The sequence below is a fragment of the Pseudomonas sp. P106(2024) genome (assembly GCF_057480815.1).
In genome coordinates this window covers 49,027-65,550 of sequence record NZ_JBLIYU010000013.1, presented here as the reverse complement: position 1 = coordinate 65,550, position 16,524 = coordinate 49,027, and the positions used below count along the sequence as shown (strand labels likewise).

Annotated in this window: 19 protein-coding genes; 14 read left to right on the top strand and 5 right to left on the bottom strand. The window is 67.7% G+C overall.

What is annotated here, in order from left to right; genetic code table 11:
• Window positions 1-4: 4 nt before the first annotated feature.
• Window positions 5-736: a GntR family transcriptional regulator gene (locus AC25M7_RS19545; RefSeq protein ID WP_028691621.1), complete on the bottom strand. Its 732-nt coding sequence runs from the start codon at window positions 734-736 to the stop codon at window positions 5-7.
• Window positions 737-1,291: 555 nt separating this feature from the next.
• Between AC25M7_RS19545 and AC25M7_RS19540 the strand changes: the two genes are divergently transcribed.
• Window positions 1,292-1,531 carry a hypothetical protein gene (locus AC25M7_RS19540; RefSeq protein ID WP_069017647.1) on the top strand — a complete coding sequence of 80 codons (240 nt, stop codon included), beginning with the start codon at window positions 1,292-1,294 and terminating at the stop codon, window positions 1,529-1,531.
• Window positions 1,528-1,770, top strand: coding sequence for a DUF3077 domain-containing protein (locus AC25M7_RS19535; protein ID WP_028691619.1), 243 nt, complete (start codon window positions 1,528-1,530; stop codon window positions 1,768-1,770). Before AC25M7_RS19540 ends, AC25M7_RS19535 begins: the two co-directional genes overlap by 4 nt.
• A gap of 40 nt (window positions 1,771-1,810) precedes the next feature.
• Here AC25M7_RS19535 and tatC read toward each other — a convergent pair whose 3' ends face one another.
• From tatC to tatA, 3 genes are read right to left on the bottom strand one after another with little or no spacing between them, the layout of a single operon-like run.
• Complete coding sequence (tatC, locus tag AC25M7_RS19530) at window positions 1,811-2,545, bottom strand: twin-arginine translocase subunit TatC (protein ID WP_028691618.1); 735 nt, start codon at window positions 2,543-2,545, stop codon at window positions 1,811-1,813.
• Entirely contained in the window at window positions 2,545-2,832 is a 288-nt protein-coding gene (gene tatB / locus AC25M7_RS19525; RefSeq protein WP_028691617.1) for a Sec-independent protein translocase protein TatB, read from the bottom strand. The genes tatC and tatB overlap by 1 nt, the downstream gene beginning before the upstream one ends.
• Window positions 2,832-3,050, bottom strand: coding sequence for a twin-arginine translocase TatA/TatE family subunit (tatA, locus tag AC25M7_RS19520; protein ID WP_062574996.1), 219 nt, complete (start codon window positions 3,048-3,050; stop codon window positions 2,832-2,834). The genes tatB and tatA overlap by 1 nt, the downstream gene beginning before the upstream one ends.
• A gap of 135 nt (window positions 3,051-3,185) precedes the next feature.
• Between tatA and gspK the strand changes: the two genes are divergently transcribed.
• Entirely contained in the window at window positions 3,186-4,151 is a 966-nt protein-coding gene (gspK, locus tag AC25M7_RS19515) for a type II secretion system minor pseudopilin GspK (RefSeq protein WP_182324200.1), read from the top strand.
• Window positions 4,152-4,273: 122 nt separating this feature from the next.
• Here gspK and AC25M7_RS19510 read toward each other — a convergent pair whose 3' ends face one another.
• Window positions 4,274-6,319, bottom strand: coding sequence for a PhoX family protein (locus tag AC25M7_RS19510; protein WP_069016795.1), 2,046 nt, complete (start codon window positions 6,317-6,319; stop codon window positions 4,274-4,276).
• A 218-nt stretch (window positions 6,320-6,537) separates the two neighbouring features.
• Between AC25M7_RS19510 and AC25M7_RS19505 the strand changes: the two genes are divergently transcribed.
• Genes AC25M7_RS19505 through gspM form a run of 11 tightly spaced genes read left to right on the top strand, consistent with a single transcriptional unit; the run spans window position 6,538 to window position 16,505 of the window.
• A complete protein-coding gene (locus tag AC25M7_RS19505; RefSeq protein WP_486971371.1) occupies window positions 6,538-8,181 on the top strand; it encodes a bifunctional UDP-sugar hydrolase/5'-nucleotidase in 1,644 nt (547 codons plus the stop codon).
• Window positions 8,178-8,597 carry a pilus assembly protein PilZ gene (locus AC25M7_RS19500; protein WP_036986278.1) on the top strand — a complete coding sequence of 140 codons (420 nt, stop codon included), beginning with the start codon at window positions 8,178-8,180 and terminating at the stop codon, window positions 8,595-8,597. Before AC25M7_RS19505 ends, AC25M7_RS19500 begins: the two co-directional genes overlap by 4 nt.
• 3 nt (window positions 8,598-8,600) lie before the next feature.
• On the top strand, window positions 8,601-10,553 hold the full coding sequence (gspD, locus tag AC25M7_RS19495; RefSeq protein ID WP_062360529.1) for a type II secretion system secretin GspD: 1,953 nt from the start codon (window positions 8,601-8,603) through the stop codon (window positions 10,551-10,553).
• A complete protein-coding gene (locus AC25M7_RS19490; RefSeq protein ID WP_486971384.1) occupies window positions 10,553-12,001 on the top strand; it encodes a GspE/PulE family protein in 1,449 nt (482 codons plus the stop codon). Before gspD ends, AC25M7_RS19490 begins: the two co-directional genes overlap by 1 nt.
• 2 nt (window positions 12,002-12,003) lie before the next feature.
• On the top strand, window positions 12,004-13,200 hold the full coding sequence (gspF, locus tag AC25M7_RS19485; protein WP_028691609.1) for a type II secretion system inner membrane protein GspF: 1,197 nt from the start codon (window positions 12,004-12,006) through the stop codon (window positions 13,198-13,200).
• Between the two features lie 14 nt (window positions 13,201-13,214).
• A complete protein-coding gene (gspG, locus tag AC25M7_RS19480) occupies window positions 13,215-13,649 on the top strand; it encodes a type II secretion system major pseudopilin GspG (RefSeq protein ID WP_028691608.1) in 435 nt (144 codons plus the stop codon).
• Window position 13,650: 1 nt separating this feature from the next.
• The gene (gspH, locus tag AC25M7_RS19475) at window positions 13,651-14,112 is read left to right on the top strand and encodes a type II secretion system minor pseudopilin GspH (protein ID WP_062360480.1); all 462 of its coding nucleotides are present in this window, start codon (window positions 13,651-13,653) and stop codon (window positions 14,110-14,112) included.
• Complete coding sequence (locus tag AC25M7_RS19470) at window positions 14,109-14,477, top strand: type II secretion system protein (protein WP_028691606.1); 369 nt, start codon at window positions 14,109-14,111, stop codon at window positions 14,475-14,477. The genes gspH and AC25M7_RS19470 overlap by 4 nt, the downstream gene beginning before the upstream one ends.
• Window positions 14,474-15,064: a prepilin-type N-terminal cleavage/methylation domain-containing protein gene (locus tag AC25M7_RS19465; RefSeq protein ID WP_486971370.1), complete on the top strand. Its 591-nt coding sequence runs from the start codon at window positions 14,474-14,476 to the stop codon at window positions 15,062-15,064. Before AC25M7_RS19470 ends, AC25M7_RS19465 begins: the two co-directional genes overlap by 4 nt.
• Window positions 15,061-16,122 carry a GspL/Epsl periplasmic domain-containing protein gene (locus AC25M7_RS19460; protein WP_486971369.1) on the top strand — a complete coding sequence of 354 codons (1,062 nt, stop codon included), beginning with the start codon at window positions 15,061-15,063 and terminating at the stop codon, window positions 16,120-16,122. The genes AC25M7_RS19465 and AC25M7_RS19460 overlap by 4 nt, the downstream gene beginning before the upstream one ends.
• The gene (gene gspM, locus AC25M7_RS19455; protein ID WP_062360486.1) at window positions 16,119-16,505 is read left to right on the top strand and encodes a type II secretion system protein GspM; all 387 of its coding nucleotides are present in this window, start codon (window positions 16,119-16,121) and stop codon (window positions 16,503-16,505) included. Before AC25M7_RS19460 ends, gspM begins: the two co-directional genes overlap by 4 nt.
• Window positions 16,506-16,524 lie beyond the last annotated feature (19 nt).

Sequence of the window (16,524 nt, the reverse complement as noted above, 5' to 3'; positions counted from 1 at the left end):
CCGGTCAGCGTCGCAGTTCGGCGACGAAGTCGTAGTAGTCGTTGCGGCAGTAGGTGTCGGTCAGCTCGATGGCGGTGTTGTCGTCGAGGTAGCCGATACGGGTCATCAGCAGCATGGCGGTGCCGGGGGCGATGCCCACCTGGGCGGCCAGTTCGTCGCTGGCGTTGATTGCGCGGATGTGTTGCAGGGCGCGGACCACCGGGCGGCCGAGCCGGTCGAGGTGCTGGTAGAGCGAATCGCCGATGGCCTGCGGGTCGCCGAGCAGGCGGGCGGGCAGGGTGCTGACCTCCACCGCCATGACGATATCGTCGGCCTTGCGCAGGCGCTTGAGGTGGACCACCTGGTCGGTGGGCGACAGGCCGAGGCGGATCAGTTCGTCGTTGCTCGGGGTGCCGATGCTGCGCTCGAGCCACTGGGAGCTGGGCACGAAGCCCTTCATGCGCAGCATTTCGCTGAAGCTCGACAGACGTGACAGGGGTTGTTCGAGGCGTGGCGTGATGAAGGTGCCGGAGCCCTGGATGCGATGGATCAGGCCTTGTTCGAGCAGGACCTCAAGGGCCTTGCGCGCGGTGACCCGGGAGATGTCCAGGGTTTCGCTGAGGGTGCGCTCCGAGGGCAGCGCCTGGTCGGCGGTCCATTGGCCGGCGTGGATGGCCTGCTCAAGGTTGCGCGCCAGTTGCAGGTAGAGCGGGGTGGCGCTGGTGTCGTCGGGGCGCAGGGCCGATAGAGGACGCATGGGCGGTGTCCGGTATTGTTGTTGGGTGGAAATTAATACCACTTTAATACCAGGTCAATACCACTGGTCTGATCAGGAATCTCGTTTTTGATTCTGGGGGCGCTTTGCGCCCCTTTCGCGACACAAGGCCGCTCCCACAGGGACCGCACCATGGCAGAACTGGCACATATCCTGTGGGAGCGGCCTTGTGTCGCGAAAGGGCTGCGCAGCAGCCCCGGCGATCTCAAAGACTGTCGGATATTTCCGAACCTGAAACCAAATGCTTCAGCCAGCAAAGCTTGGGAACTATCCTACGCGCTTGCCGGAAGCTGCCGCGTTGTCGGGGAAATACCCCAGGGATAACTTCACCGGGTCGCCACATTTGGTGACCAGGGTGTGAGAATCCTGGAGTACAAGTTTTTCGGCAGTCCTTTCATGGCAGCCGTGCACGGGCAGACTTCGGTCTGACCGGGTTTCTTGTGCCCCGGATTCTCACCCCGTTCACGGCTGCCACCCCTTGTCTTGTGAGAATTGCCATGGGATGGCGCTTCCTTGGAACGCACAAGAGTTGGACCTATGAAAAAAATCGTCCCCGATCCACCCCGTCTCGCACCCTTCATCAGTATCCGTTCCACGCTCACCCGCGATGAGGCCATGACCGCCGCCGTCGAAGTGGCCACCGCCATTTCCGATGTCCTCGATATCTACTTCAAGACCGAACCCGGAGAAGCCCAGGACCGCCTGTTCACCGCCAGCGACTACCTCGGCCAACTGGCCTGCGCCCTGCTCGAACACAAGCCGCAGGTCCGACCATGACTCGCGGCCACACCGCAGGCCGCACGGTCTGCCTGGACCTGTTCAAGGTCGAGCCAGGCGTTTCCTTCGAGGACGCCTTCAGCGAGTTGTCGGTGCTGCTTGGCTGCATTCGCCACCTGACCTGCGAGGCGGAAATGGAGGGTGACCTGCTGGCCGGCAGCTCGGCGCGAATCCTCAGTGCCATGGCCAAGGCGCTGATCGATGACATGGAGGTGGGGTTGAACAGGAAGACCTCATGACACCCGGGGGGCTGCAAAGCAGCCCCGACAATCCATCGGTCTACCCCGCCCGGCGCACCAACCCACACGCCAGCAACCCCACCTCGAACAGCACCCACATCGGCACCGCCAGCAGGGTCTGGGAAAACACATCCGGCGGCGTCAGGATCATCCCCACCACGAAGCAGCCGACGATCACATAGGGCCGGCTGCGCCGCAGCGTGGCCACGTCGGTCAGCCCCGCCCAGACCACGATGAAGGTCGCCACCGGGATCTCGAAGGCCAGGCCGAACGCCAAAAACAGTGCCAGGATGAAGTCCAGGTACAAGCCGATGTCGGTCATCATCGCCACCCCGTCCGGGGTCACGCTGGCGAAGAAGCCGAACATCATCGGGAACACCAGAAAGAACGCGAACGCCATGCCGCCGTAGAACAGCAGGATGCTCGACACCAGCAACGGCAGGGCGATGCGCCGTTCGCGGCGGTACAGCCCCGGGGCGATGAAGCCCCAGGCCTGGTGCAGCAGCAGCGGCATGGCGACGAACAGCGCGCACATCGCCGTCAGCTTGAACGGCGTGAGGAACGGCGAGGTGACGCTGGTGGCGATCATGCTGGCGCCTTCGGGCAGGTAGCGGCGCAGCGGTTCGGAGATCTGCGTGTACAGCGTCTGGGCGAAAGGGAACAAGCCGCAGAACACCAGCGCAACCACCAGCAGGCAGCGCACCAGGCGCTTGCGCAGGTCGCGCAGGTGGTCGGTCAGCGGCATGCGCGCCGCCTGGTCGAGGGCGAGGGACATCAGGCGCTTTCCTTGGTGTGGACGACCGGGGTCGGGTCATTGGCCGGCGTCGCGTCGAGCTGGATGCCTTGGCGGATCTCCTGCTCCAGGCGCTGCAACGGCGCGGCATCCAGGGCGGGCATGTCGATCTCCCGCTCCACCTGCGCCTTCAACGCATTCAGCGCCCGACGGGCCTGGCCCAGCCCACGGCCGAGGGTACGCGCCGCCACCGGCAGGCGCTCGGGGCCGAGCACCAGCAAGGCGACGATGCCGACCAGCAGCAGTTCGGTGAAGCCGATCTCGAACATCAGGCCTGACGATCCGTTTGCGCCTGCTGCACCGGCTGATTGTTCAGCACCTGGGGTTGCTGCTCGACGCCATTGTCGGCAGTACCCCCCATGGACTTGCGAAAGCCCTGGATCGCTTCACCGACATCACTGCCCAGCCCCTTGAGACGCTTGGTGCCGAACAGCAGGAAGACGATCAACAGCACGATCACCAATTGCCAGATTCCGATGCCACCCATGTAAGACCACTCCTGTCAGGCCAAAGAAAAAGAAGGCCAATCCTGCCTTGTGCAGATGACGGGCACATGACTGCCATCTGGCTGAAACAACGGGCGTGTTGACTGGCGCTTTTTACCGCTGACAGGAAGACAGGGATGGGGCGCAGGCGACAACAGGGCGCGGCACTGCTGATGGTGCTGGTGGTGCTGGCGATGCTCGCGGCGGGGCTGGCCTGGCTGGTGGAAGATGGCCGGCGCCAGGTGGACGAGGTGCGCCTGTTGCACCAGCGGGTGCAGGTACGGGCCATGGAGCAGGCCGGGCTGGCCTATGCCTCCCAGGCCCTGCGCGATCCGGCTTGGCGGGCCAGCCCGCTGTTCTGGCAGGCCCTGCGTGGGCAGCCGTTGGCCTATGACTTCGGTGCCGGCAAGGCGCAACTGCGGGTGATCGACCAGCACACATGCTTCAACGTCAATGCCCTGCTGGGCGAGGACGGACCACGGGCCGAGCGCCAGTTGCGCCAACTGCTCGGCGACGACATGGCTGCCGAGCGGCTGGTCGATGCCCTGGCCGACTGGCTGGATGCCGACAGCGATGCCCGCTTGCAAGGGGCCGAGAGTGCCCAGTACCTGCGCCAGCAGCCACCCCGGTTGGCGGCCAACCAGCCAATGCTCGACACCAGTGAGCTCAACCTGCTGTTGGAGCCGGACAGTGGCCGACAAAGCCGCTACCGAATGCTCTGCGCACTGCCATCGACCGGTGGCTGGCGACTCAATGCCAACGCCCTGGGGCTGGAGCACCTGCCGTTGCTGGAGGCCCTGTACGAGGGGCAGTTTTCCCGTTCGATGCTCAGCCGCATCATCAGCGGCCGGCCGGCGGCGGGCTATGTGGATGCCACGGCATTGCGCCAGGCGCTGGGCGCGGTGGATGACGAGACCTTCGCCCGGCTAAGCGAAGGGTTGTTGCTCAACAGCGGCCATTTCGTGCTGCAGCTGTCGTTCGAGGAAGAGGGGCGCACGCTGCGCAGCCAGTTCCAGATCGAGGCGCTGGGCGTGGTGCAATGGCATGCGCGGGTGCCGGCGCAGCAGGTGCGGGTCAGGGGTAGGGAGGCAGGGGCCTGGTAGAACGTGATCGCGGGGCAAGTCGCATCGGCGCACCGCCGCTCCCACAAGGACTTGCGTATTCCTTGTGGGAGCGGCGGTGCGCCGATGCGACTTGCCCCGCGATTGGGTCGAAAGGCGATCGATCAGAGGGTACCGATCTCCCCACCATCATTACGCTGGATCACCACCGTCGAAGCCCGTGGCCGCACCGAGGTGCCGGTCGGTGTGACGTCGGTGGCCTTGTCGGTGGTCGGCCAGTTGTCCGGGTGCTGGATGTTGACGAACATCGTCTTGTTGTCCGGGGTGAAGGTGATGCCCGTCACCTCGCAACCGTTCGGCCCGACGAAGAAGCGGCGCAGGGCCGCCTGGTTGGTGGCGTTGACCGGGATCTGCTTGCCGTTGGCGTCCACCAGGTCGGTGGGGATCACCGCCAGCAGCTGGTCGTTGGTGTAGCTGGTCAGGGTGGCCTCGCCGTTGTCGGTCTCGAACCACAGCACGCCGCGGCTATCGAAGCTCATGCCGTCGGGGCTGGCGAACTGGTTCAGTTCGGTCAGGCCGGAGCGGTTGATGTCCGGGGCGCCGGCGGCATTGGCGCCGAACACGAAGATGTCCCAGGTGAAGGTCTTGTGATCGTCGCTGTCGTGCCAACGGATGATGTGGCCGTGGCGGTTCGGGCCGCGCGGGTTGGCCGCGTCGACCTTGGCGGCGGTGCGCGCGCTGTTGTTGGTCAGGGTCAGGTAGACGTCGCCGTTGAGCGGGTTGACGGCGGTCCACTCCGGACGGTCCATGGGCGTGGCGCCCACGGCGTCGGCAGCGCCACGGGTGTTGAGGATGATGCCCGGCAAATCGGTGAACAACGCGCCGAGGGTGCTGCCACCGGTGGTCGGGGTGGCGACGTCGAGCAGCAGCCAGGCGCCGGTGCCGTTGGCGTCGAAGCGGGCCACGTAGAGCTTGCCCTTGTCCAGGTACTTGGCGCCGGTGGCCAGACGGTCGGCCGGGTTGGCATCGGCCGGGTCCCACAGGGCGTCGGAGACGAACTTGTACAGGTACTCGTTGTTGGAGTCGTCGCCGGTGTACCAGACCAGCGGCTTGCCGGCCACCGGCAGGCCCGGGCAGCAGCCTTCGTGGCGGAAGCGGCCCAGGGCGGTGCGTTTTACCGCCAGGGTGTTGCTGGTGTACGGGTCGATCTCGACGATGTAGCCGTAGGTGCTGGCTTCGTTGCGGAAGTCATCGGTGGCGCTGGCGCCGGTGGGGGTGATGTCGAAGCGGGCGAACTCGCCGGCCACTTCACTGGCGTCACCGGCCGCGGTTTCCCACTTGTACTGGCCGCTGCTGCTGGATACGCCGATGCGCACCTGGTTGGCCGGGCGGGTGCCCTTGTTGACGAAGATGCCGGGCCAGTTCTCCTCGCAGGTCAGGTAGGTGCCCCACGGGGTATAGCCGTTGCCGCAGTTGTTGTTGGTGCCGCGGCACTGGGTGCCGGTGGGGGAGAACTTGGTCTTGACGTGATCGGTGCCGCGCATCGGGCCTGCGATGTCCATCAGCGAGACGGTGGTGAAGCGGCGGTTGAGCGGGTCGTTATCGACCACCTGCCAGCGCCCGGCAACCTTGCTGATGCGCACCACGCCCGCGCCGTGGGCGTTGATCTCCTTGCGCACTTCCTCGACCGGGCGCTTGCCGGCGACGGTGGTGGGGCCGGCCGGGTGCAGGGCGGCGGTGTCGATGTACTCGAAGTTGATCGCCAGCAGGCCATCGCTGGAGCTGCCGTTGATGGGGAAGAAGTGCATGCCGTCATGGTGCATGCCCATGGCGTTGGCCTGGTCGGTGGAGGTGTTGCTGCCATCGGCCTTCCAGGGGTTGGCGGTGGCGTTCAGCGGTGTGCCCCAGGGCGCCAGCACATAGGCGCTGTAGCCGGCGGCGACCACGCAGGCATCGGTGCGCGAGCCTGGAATGGAATTGAAGCCCAGCTTGAGTTTCGGTTTCTCCGGCTGGGGCGCCGGATCGTCGTTGTCGGAGCCGCCGCCGCCGTCGAAGCAACCGGTCAGGCCGGTGCCGGCGATCATGGCGATGGCGGCGCCGAGGCTGCCGCGCACCACGGCGCGACGGCTCAGGTAGGTGTCCATGACACTGGCCATCGGCAGGTTGCCGCTCAGGTTCCGGTCCAGGTTATCGCCGGTATCTCGACTCATCAGGGTGTCCTTTTTTGGCTGAGTTGAAGGAGACCGCGACTCTAGACGGCAAGTATGTCGATTGATTGGCAGAAATGTTAAAGGGCGTTTAAAACGCGCTGCTATTACTAAAGGCCTAGTCCAGGCTGTTTTGGAATTAACAGCGGATTTCTGCCATCAAACTGTCACGCCAACGCCGCAATATCCGGGGCCCAACGTGAACAGGGATGGCGGAGTCGATGGCAAGCAGTATGGGCAGGCGCGAGGTGATCGGGTGGCTGGGCGTCGGTGCGCTGGCGCCGCTGCTCGGTGCCTGTTCCACGCTGCCGGGGCCGCGTGGCGGCAGCGACCGGGCGCTGGACCTGCTGTATGTGGCCGACACCCTCGATGCCCGTCAGCCGGGCCAGGCCGTGGTGCCGGCCACGCGCCTGGGACCGGTCAGCCACCTGGGTCGTGCACCCTGGATGAGCGGGCCCAACGCCAGTGCCGGGCAACCGGAGCTGGCGCCATTGCTCGATGCCCGCCTGGTCGGACAAGCCCGTACGGGTGGTTACGCGGTGCTGGCAGCGTTGCTCGAACAATTGCGCGCCGAAGCTGGCAGTGAGCACTGCCTGACCTTGGAGAACGGCCAGTGCTGGAACGGCAGTGGCCTGGCCTACCTCACCCAGGGCGAAAGCGGCGTGCAGGGCAGCCAGTTGCTGGGCAGCGAGGCGCGGGTCAGCAGCGATGAGCGGGTGCTGTGGCCGCAGCGCAGCGCCGGGCTCTATCGCCAGTCTTCTTCTATCACCCTCGGCGCCGGACTGTCCGACACCCAGGCCAAGGCGCTGGGCATTGAAGGCGTCAAGGTGTTCCAGCGCGCAGGTGTGCGCATTGCGGTTGTGGGGGTTACCGACCCTTACGCCCAGGACCAGAAAGCCTCCCTGAAACAGTGGTACCAGTCCCTTCAACCGAGCTTCCAGCAGGCCCGGCGCGAGGCCGACCTGGTGGTGGCGCTGGCGGATGTCGGTACCGGACCCGGTCTGTGGCTGGCCGAGCGGGTGCCGGAAGTGGATGTGCTGCTGTGCGCCCGCGGCCAGGACCTGTGGCCCGCGCCGGTAATGGCGAGCCAGGCCAGTGGCCGGCGGGTGCCGGTGCTGTTCGCCGGCTGTCGGGCCAGTGGCGCGTTTCGCCTGCATTGCCGCCAGGCCGGTGGCCAGTGGCAGTTCGAGGCGCGTTTTTTTCCGGCCTTCGAGCACAGCCTCGGACCGCAAGCCCAGGCCCGCGCCAGCCAGCTGCGCGGCGAACTGCAACGCCAGCGCAGCGGCCACGCCGCCTGGCTCGACCAGCCCCTGGCCCGCGCCCCCGAGGCGTTGTGGCGCCGCGATACCCGTGGCGGCAGCTGGGACCGCCTGCTGCACCAGGCATTAGCCGACGATTCGAGCATGCCGGTGCTGCTGCCCGGTCTGCGTTACGACTTCCCGCTGCGGGCGGGTGAGCCGATCACCCGTGAACACCTGATCAGCCTCACCGGTGGCTACCCCGCGCCAGTGGTCGAAGCCCCGGCGCGCCAGGTCGAACAGGTGTTGGAGAACGCCGCTGAGCAACTGTTCGGCGACCCGCTGCTGCTGGACAACAGCCAGGACCTGCCGCGCTGGCAGAGCCAGGACTGGCAGGTGAGCTACAGCCCCAACGGCAAGCGCATCATCGGCCTGCAGCCGGTGGAGGGCCTGTGCCGCACCTTCGGCCTGCACTTCGACGCCCAGGCCGGCGTACCGCTGTGGCAGACCCTGGAAGCCTGGCTGACCCGGCAGACGCCGGGCTGGGCGCTGGCCACCCTGCAATTGCCGGCGGTGCGCTACGTCCAGGGCCATCCGGGCTGGCACCCGCACCAGGTGGCGGCGTGACCTCGCGCCTGGTCACCTTCGCCTTGCTGACCCTGGCCGGCTGGCTGGCGGCGCAATGCGTGCTGCTGCTCAGCCGCCAGCCGCTGCCGGCCACTGCGCCCGTTCAGACGGACGTCGCGCTGCCGGGCCTGCTGGTGGAGCACTGGCAGGCTCCCGTCGATGACGGAAGTATCCCCATCACCCGCCTGCCCCTGGCCTACCTGGGCGGGCTCAAGGCCCAGCCGCTGTCAGCCAGCGTGGTGGTGCTGCGCCATGGCCAGCAGGTGCGCACCCTTGGCCGTGGCCAGCGCCTGGCGCCGGGCATCGTGCTGCAGGACATCGACGCCGATGGCCTGATCTTCGACAACAACGGGCGGCGCGAGCGCCTGCCCTGGCCGCCACGCCCCGCCGTGACCGGCTTCAAGCGCCAAGGATGAATGATGATCGCAAGGTACTGTCTGGCCGGGCTGCTGATGCTCGGCATGTCCCTGGCCCGGGCCGAAGAACCGGAAGTGTTCGCCGACGACGGCACGCCGCTGTACGAGGTCAATTTCGTCGACACTGAGCTCGGTGAGTTCATCGACAGCGTGTCGCGCATCACCGGCACCACCTTCATCGTCGACCCGCGGGTGCAGGGCAAGGTCACCGTGCGCACGGTCGATCGGCATGACGCCGACGCCATCTACGATATCTTCCTGGCCCAGCTGCGGGCCCAGGGTTTCGCCGCCGTGGACCTGCCCAATGGCAGCGTGAAGATCGTTCCCGACCAGGCCGCGCGCCTGGAGCCGGTGCCGGTGGAAAGCGCCGGCAAGAAATCCGAGGGCAGCGATGGCGTGGCCACCCGCGTGTTCAATGTGCGCAACGCCGCCAGCGAGCAGATGCTCGGCATCCTCAAGCCACTGATCGACCCACGGGTCGGCGTGATCACCCCGTACCCGGCCGCCAACCTGCTGGTGGTCACCGACTGGCGCAGCAACCTGGAGCGTATCGACAGCCTGCTGCGCCAGCTCGACCAGGTCAGCGACGAGCCGTTGCAGGTCATCCCGCTCAAGCACGCCAGCGCCGCCGATACCGCAGGCCTGGTGACCCGCCTGCTGGCCCGCGAGCAGGGCAGCGATGCCGCCCAGGTGGTCGCCGACCCGCGCAGCAATGCCTTGCTGGTACGCGGCAGCGCCGACAGCCGCGAGCGTGTGCGGGCCTTGCTGGCCCAGCTCGACCGGCCCGGCGACAACCTGCGCAGCAGCAATACCCAGGTCATGTACCTGCGCCACGCCAACGCCGCCGAGGTGGTCAAGGTACTGCGCGGCCTGAGCCAGGCCGGCGCGGTGCCAGCCGCCGAAGGCGAGGGCAAGGACGCAGCGCCGGTGCCGGCGACCAGCGATTCGGGGATCCGCCTGGAGTACGAGGAGGGCACCAACGCCGTGGTGATGGTCGGCCCGGACAGCGAGCTGGCTGCCTTCCGCAGCATCGTCGAGCAGTTGGACATCCGTCGGGCGCAGGTGGTGGTCGAGGCGATCATCGCCGAGGTGTCCGACAGCAGCGCCCAGGAGCTCGGCGTGCAGTGGCTGTTCGCCGACGAGAAGTTCGGCGCCGGCATCGTCAACTTCGGCGGCAACGGGGTGAACATCGCCAGCATCGCCGGTGCCGCCAGCAGCGGCGACAACGAAAAACTCGGCAAGCTGCTGTCGGCCACCACCGGCGCCACCGCCGGCATCGGCCATATCGGCGGCGGTTTCAACTTCGCCATGCTGGTCAACGCGCTCAAGGGCAAGAGCGGCTTCAACCTGCTGTCCACGCCGACCCTGCTGACCCTGGACAACGCCGAAGCGTCGATCCTGGTCGGCCAGGAGGTGCCGTTCGTCACCGGCTCCGTCACCCAGAACAATGCCAACCCCTACCAGACCATCGAGCGCAAGGAAGTGGGGGTGAAGCTGCGCATCAAGCCGCAGGTCAATGTCGACAACAGCGTGCGCCTGGACATCGTCCAGGAGGTGTCGTCGATCGCCGACTCCAGCGCCGCCAGCGATGTGATCACCAACAAGCGCGAGATCAAGACCAAGGTGATGGTCGAGGACAACGGCCTGGTGATCCTCGGCGGGCTGATCAGCGACGAGCTTGCCACCAGCAACCAGCGCGTGCCGCTGCTCGGCGACATTCCCTACCTGGGCCGGCTGTTCCGCTCCGACGCCAGCAAGAACACCAAGCAGAACCTGATGGTGTTCATCCGCCCGCGCATCCTGCGTGACGGCGAGAGCCTGGCCGGCCTGAGCCAGCAGAAGTACCAGAGCCTGCAACAGAACACGCCGCTCAAGCTGCCGTCCCTGGCCGAGGGCCTGCCGTTGCTGCAGGTGTTCCCCTCCAGCCGGGCGCGCCTCGAAGGCGGTGACTGGTGATGATGCCTTATCGCCTGGCGCGCCAGAGCGGCGTGGCCATGGCACCGACCGAAGGCGGCTGGCAGTTGTGGTTGCGCAGCAATGCTGACAGCGACCAGTTGCAGGAGCTGTTGCGCGTGCATGGTCTGCCGGTCAGCCTGGAGCGCCTTGACGGCGCGCAGTTCGACGAGCGCCTCGGCCAGCTCTACCAGGCCGGCGAGGCGGCGAACGAGGCCTTGATCGAAGGCATCGGCGAGCAGGTCGACCTGGACAGCTTGATGAGCGAGATGCCGCGCATCGAGGACTTGCTGGAAAGCGACGACGAAGCCCCGGTGATCCGCCTGATCAACGGCCTGTTTGGCCAGGCCTTGCGCCTGCGTGCCTCGGATATCCATATCGAGACCTTCGAGCAGAGCCTGGTGGTGCGCCTGCGCGTCGACGGCCACCTGCGCGAGGTGCTGCGCCCGCCGCGGGCGCTGTCGGCGATGCTGGTGTCGCGGATCAAGGTCATGGCCCGGCTTGATATCGCCGAGAAGCGCCAGCCCCAGGACGGCCGCATCACCCTGCGCGCCGCCGGGCGCGAGGTGGATGTGCGGGTCTCGACCCTGCCCGGCATCCATGGCGAGCGGGTGGTGATGCGGGTGCTCGACAAGCAGGCCAGCCTGCTGGCGCTGGACAACCTGGGCATGCCCGCCGCCGTGCTGCGCGGCCTGCGCGGCTGCCTGGCGCGGCCCAACGGCATCGTGCTGTCCACCGGCCCCACCGGCTCGGGCAAGACCACCACGCTGTACGCCAGCCTCAACAGCCTGAACGACGGCAGCCGCAACATTCTCACCGTCGAGGATCCGGTCGAGTACGCCATCGCCGGCATCGGCCAGACCGCCATTAACCCCCGCGCCGGGCTGACCTTCGCCAGCGGCCTGCGCGCGATCCTGCGCCAGGACCCGGACGTGATCATGCTCGGCGAGATCCGCGACCAGGAAACCGCGCAGATCGCCGTGCAGGCCAGCCTCACCGGGCACCTGGTGCTGTCGACCCTGCACACCAACAGCGCCCTCGGCGCGGTGACCCGCCTGCGTGACATGGGCATCGAGCCGTTTCTGATCGCCTCGTGCCTGCGCGGCGTGCTGGCCCAGCGCCTGGTGCGGCGGCTGTGCAGCTGCGCGGTGGCTCGGCCATTGCAAAGCGCCGAGCGCGAGCTGTGGCCGGAACTGGGCAGCCTGCGCGAGAGCTTTCACCCGGTCGGCTGCGAGCATTGCCAGGGCAGTGGCTATGTAGGTCGGCTGGGGCTATACGAATTCATCGAGCTGGATGCCGGGCTGGTCGCCTTGCTCTACGACGGCGAGAGCGAGCTGGCCATGCAGGCCTACCTGGATGGCCGCCGGCAGAGCCTGGTGGCCATGGCTAGCGATTGCCTGGCCCGTGGCGAGACCAGCCTGGCCGAAGTGCTGCGCGTGGTGCAGGGCTGAGCATGCCGACCTATCGCTATCAGGCCGTGGACATGAACGGTAAGGCGCACAAGGCCAGCGTGCAGGCCGACAGCGAGCGGCATGCGCGCCAGTTGCTGCGCGAGCAGGGCCTGTTCGCCCGGCAGTTGCAGCGCAACGATAGCGCGCAGCCCCGTCGCCAGCGCCTGACCCGCGCCCAGCTGTGCGAGCTGACCCGCCAGCTGGCGACCCTGATCGGTGCCGGTATCCCACTGGTCGATGCCCTTGCGACGCTGGAGCGGCAACTGCGCCAACCAGCCCTGCATGCGGTGCTGGTGACCCTGCGTGGTTCACTCGCTGAAGGCCTGGGGCTGGCCCGCAGCCTGGCACGCCAAGGGGCGCCGTTCACCGGGCTGTACTGCGCGCTGGTCGAGGCCGGCGAGCGCTCCGGGCGCCTGGGACAGGTGCTGGCGCGCCTGGCTGATCACCTGGAGCAGGTGCAGCGCCAGCGCCACAAGGCCCGTACCGCGCTGATCTACCCGGCGGTGCTGATGGGCGTGTCGCTGGCGGTGGTGATTGGCTTGATGACCTTCGTGGTGCCCAAGCTCACCGAGCAGTTCGCCCATTCCGGGCAGAGCCTGCCGCTGATTACCTCGCTGCTGATCGGCATCAGCCAGGGGCTGGTCCAGGCCGGGCCGTACTTGCTGGCGCTGGCGATCGGGCTGGCAGTGGCCGGTGGCTGGCTGCTGCGCAAGCCGCACTGGCGCCTGCGCCGCGACGACCTGCTGCTGCGCCTGCCGCGTGTCGGGGCGCTGCTGCAGGTGCTGGAGAGCGCGCGCCTGGCGCGCAGCCTGGCGATTCTCTGCGGCAGTGGCGTGGCCCTGCTCGAAGCCCTGCAGGTGGCCACCGAGACGGTCGGCAACCTGCGTATCCATGCCGCCATGGCGCAGGTACGCCAGCAGGTGCAGGGCGGCACCAGCCTGCACCGGGCGCTGGACGGCGCCGGCCAGTTTCCGCCGCTGCTGGTGAACATGGTCGGCAGCGGCGAGGCCAGCGGCACCCTGGCCGACATGCTCGAACGCGTGGCCGATGACCAGGAGCGCGGCTTCGCCCGCCAGGTGGACACCGCCATGGCGCTGTTCGAACCGCTGATGATCCTGGTGATGGGCGCGGTGGTGCTGTTCATCGTGCTGGCGGTGCTGCTGCCAATCATGCAGCTCAACCAGGGATTGCAACTGTGACAAGGAGACTTCTCATGCAACAACGACGCAACCGCCAGGGTGGCTTCACGCTGATGGAGATCATGGTGGTGATCTTCATCATCGGCCTGTTGATCGCCGTGGTCGCGCCCAGCGTGCTGGGCAACCAGGACAAGGCCATGAAGCAGAAGGTCATGGCCGACCTTGCGACCCTGGAGCAGGCGCTGGACATGTACCGCCTGGACAACCTGCGCTTCCCCAGCAACGAACAGGGCCTGGCGGCGCTGGCGAAGAAACCGACCCAGGAACCGCTGCCGCGCAGTTGGCGCAGCGATGGCTATATCCGTCGACTGCCAGAGGATCCGTGGGGTACGCCGTACCAGTACCGCATGCCCGGCGAGCATGGCCGGGTCGATGTCTATTCGCTGGGCGCCGATGGTGTGCCGGGCGGCGAAGGGCTCGATGCCGATCTGGGCAACTGGGCGCTCTGAAATGTCTGCCCGCTCCCACGCTACCCCGATCCAACAGTGTGGCTTCAGCCTGCTCGAGCTGCTGGTGGTGCTGGCCATCGCCGCGCTGATGACCAGCCTGGCGGTGGCCTGGCTCGACAGCGGCAGGAGCAGCGTCGACCAGACCCTCGACCGCCTGGCCGCCGCCACTGTGGCCCAGGCCGACCTGGCGCGCCATGCCGGGCAACTGCGGGGGATACGCTGGAACGGTCAGCGGCCTGAGTTCGTGCGCCGTCAAGGTGATCAATGGCAGGTGGAAGCCGTTGCATTGGGCGATTGGCCCAAGGGCCTGCGCCCGGACTGGCCAGCCAGCCAGACGCCCGTGCTGCTGTTCACCCCCGATGGCTGGGCCCGCCCGGGCACTGTGCGCTGGCGCTGGGCCGAGGGCGGCCGGCGTTGGGACTGGGACCGCAGCGGCCAGTTGCGCGTGAGCGTGATGCCATGAAACGCGGGCAACGGGGCTTCACCTTGCTCGAAGTGAGTGTGGCCCTGGGCATCGCCGCGGTCCTGGCGGTGATCACCAGCCAGGTCCTGCGCCAGCGCCTGGCCGTGCAGGACACCGTGCAGCAGCATCGCCTGGGCCTGCTGTGCGCCCGCGAGCTGCAGGCGCGTTTCGCGGTCGAGCAGTACTGGCCGGCGGCCAACCAGGACAGCGGCGTGCTGGTCGAGGGCGGGCAGGCCTGCCATTGGCAGCTGCAGTTGCGTCGTACCGGGGTGCGCGACCTGCGTCGTGGCGAACTGTTGCTGCATGCCGACCGCGACCAGCGCCTGCCGCTGGGGCAGTACACCGTGTTCCTGGAGCGGCCATGAAGCGGCGCCAGGCAGGCATGACCCTGATCGAACTGCTGGTGGCCCTGGCCCTCACTGTCTTGCTCGGGGTGTTGCTGTCGGCGCTGGTCAACGGTTGGCTGAAGGTGCGCGAGCGGCTTGACGAACAGGTGCGCGAAACCGGCGTGCTGGATTTCTGCCTGGCCCTGGAGCGGCGTTTCGATAGCCCGGTGCTGCGCCGCCTGTATGAACAGCGCCTGCCGCTGGCGCCGCGCTGGCTCGACTGGCAACCCGACCGCCAGCAACTGCTGTGGGTGGCCGCCGCTGCCTGGCCCCAGGCCGAGGGCGGCTCGCGCCTGCAACGCCAGCGTTTGCGTTTCGAGCCTCGCGAACAGCGCCTGCTGCTGGAAACCTCGGCCGAACTCTACGCCGCCGCAGCCCCGCAATGGGTGATGCGCGAGCGGTTGGAGCGGGTCAGCGCGATGAACATCCTCTACCACCAGTCCGGCCGCTGGCTGGCCTGGCCTTCCGAACAACCGGCGCACCCCGGACGGGGTGTGCGCGTGGAGCTAGTGCGTGATGGAGCACCGTCTACCTGCACCTTCGTTCTGCCCTGGGGGCGCTCATGAAGCTTGAATGGCGCCGCCGGGCGCCGGCACAACCCTGGCTGTTGCTGCGTCCAGGCGAGGTCTGGGAGTGGCTGCTGGTGATCCAGGGCCGTCCGGTGCGCGAGGGACTGGGGGAGCCACCGCCAGGGCTCGAGGCGCGCGTCGCCCTGATCGTTCCCGGCGAGCAGTGCAGCCACTTCCAGCTGGCCGCGCCGCCCGGGCTCAAGCGCGAAGAGTGGCCGTTGCTGGTCGAGGACCGCTTGCTGCAAGGCGCCGATGATGTGCTGTGTGCCTGTATCGGGCGTCACGCGGGGCAGGTGCAATTGCTGGTGGTGGCGCGGGCGAGGCTGGATGAATGGCGTGCGCAGTGCGCCGCCTGGGCGCTGCCGGTTGAGCGTTGCTGGGCTGAGTTCCAGCTGCTGCCCGACAGCGTGGGCGCGTCGGGTTGGCATTGGCGGCGAGGGACGGTGAGCCTGTACAAGGCCCAGGCACGTTGGTTGGCCTGGCCACAGGTGCTCGGTTTGCCGCCTACGTTGGACTGGCTGGCCGACGACGCTGACTGCATCGAGGGCCCATGGCCAGAAGTGCTGGCGCCGCTCGATGGCCTGTCGGGGGTGTTCGAGGCGCGACAGGCCCGCTCACGCCCGCGCTTGCAGGGCGGGCATTCGCGCCTGGCCGTCGCCTGCCTGGCGCTAGCCCTGGCGTGGGGCGGACTCTGGTGTGCGCAACAGTGGCGACAGGCCCAGGTCTATCGCGCCCAGGTGCTGGCGGTGACCGGTCCCCAGGCGACACCACGCCAGGCGGCGCTGGCGCTCAAGCGCCTGCGGGACGACGCCGGTGAGAGCCAGGTGCGCCTGCGTCTGCTCGACGCGGTGCAGGCGCAGGTCCATGCCTGGTTGAACGATCACCCTGGCTGGCAGGTGCGGACGGTGCGGTACGACGGCCAGCGCTGGCACCTGGAGCTGGAAGGCGAGGGCACAGGCGCGCCCTGGCAGGACATGGCCACGGCGATTGGCGTGCACGTCCAGGTGGAAGACGAGGAACGCCGCGTGGTGTTCGACTTGGGGAGCGCAGCATGAACCGTGAATGGTTGCAGCAGCATCGGCTATCGCTGGCCTGGGGAGTCGTCGCGCTGTTGGTTGCGCTGCTGGCGCTGCGCGAGGGCATCGCCTATTGGCGTGAGCAGGCGCAGTGGCGGGCGCTGGCCGAATCGTTGACGGCGCAAGCGCAGCAACCCGCATTGACCCTGGAAGGGCTGCACCAGTCGGCCCAGGCGCGACACATCGAGCTCGCCGAGGTGCAGCCCGAGGACGAAGGCTGGCTGGCGCGTGGCAAGGTGGCCGATGCCCAGGCGCTGCAAGGCTGGTTGCAGGCCCTGCGCGATGATGGCGCGCGGCCTTTGCAGTGGGGATTGGAGCGGGACACCGAGGGGCTGCGCTTTACCGTGCGGCTGCGGCCATGAAGCGGCGGGCTGGCCTGTG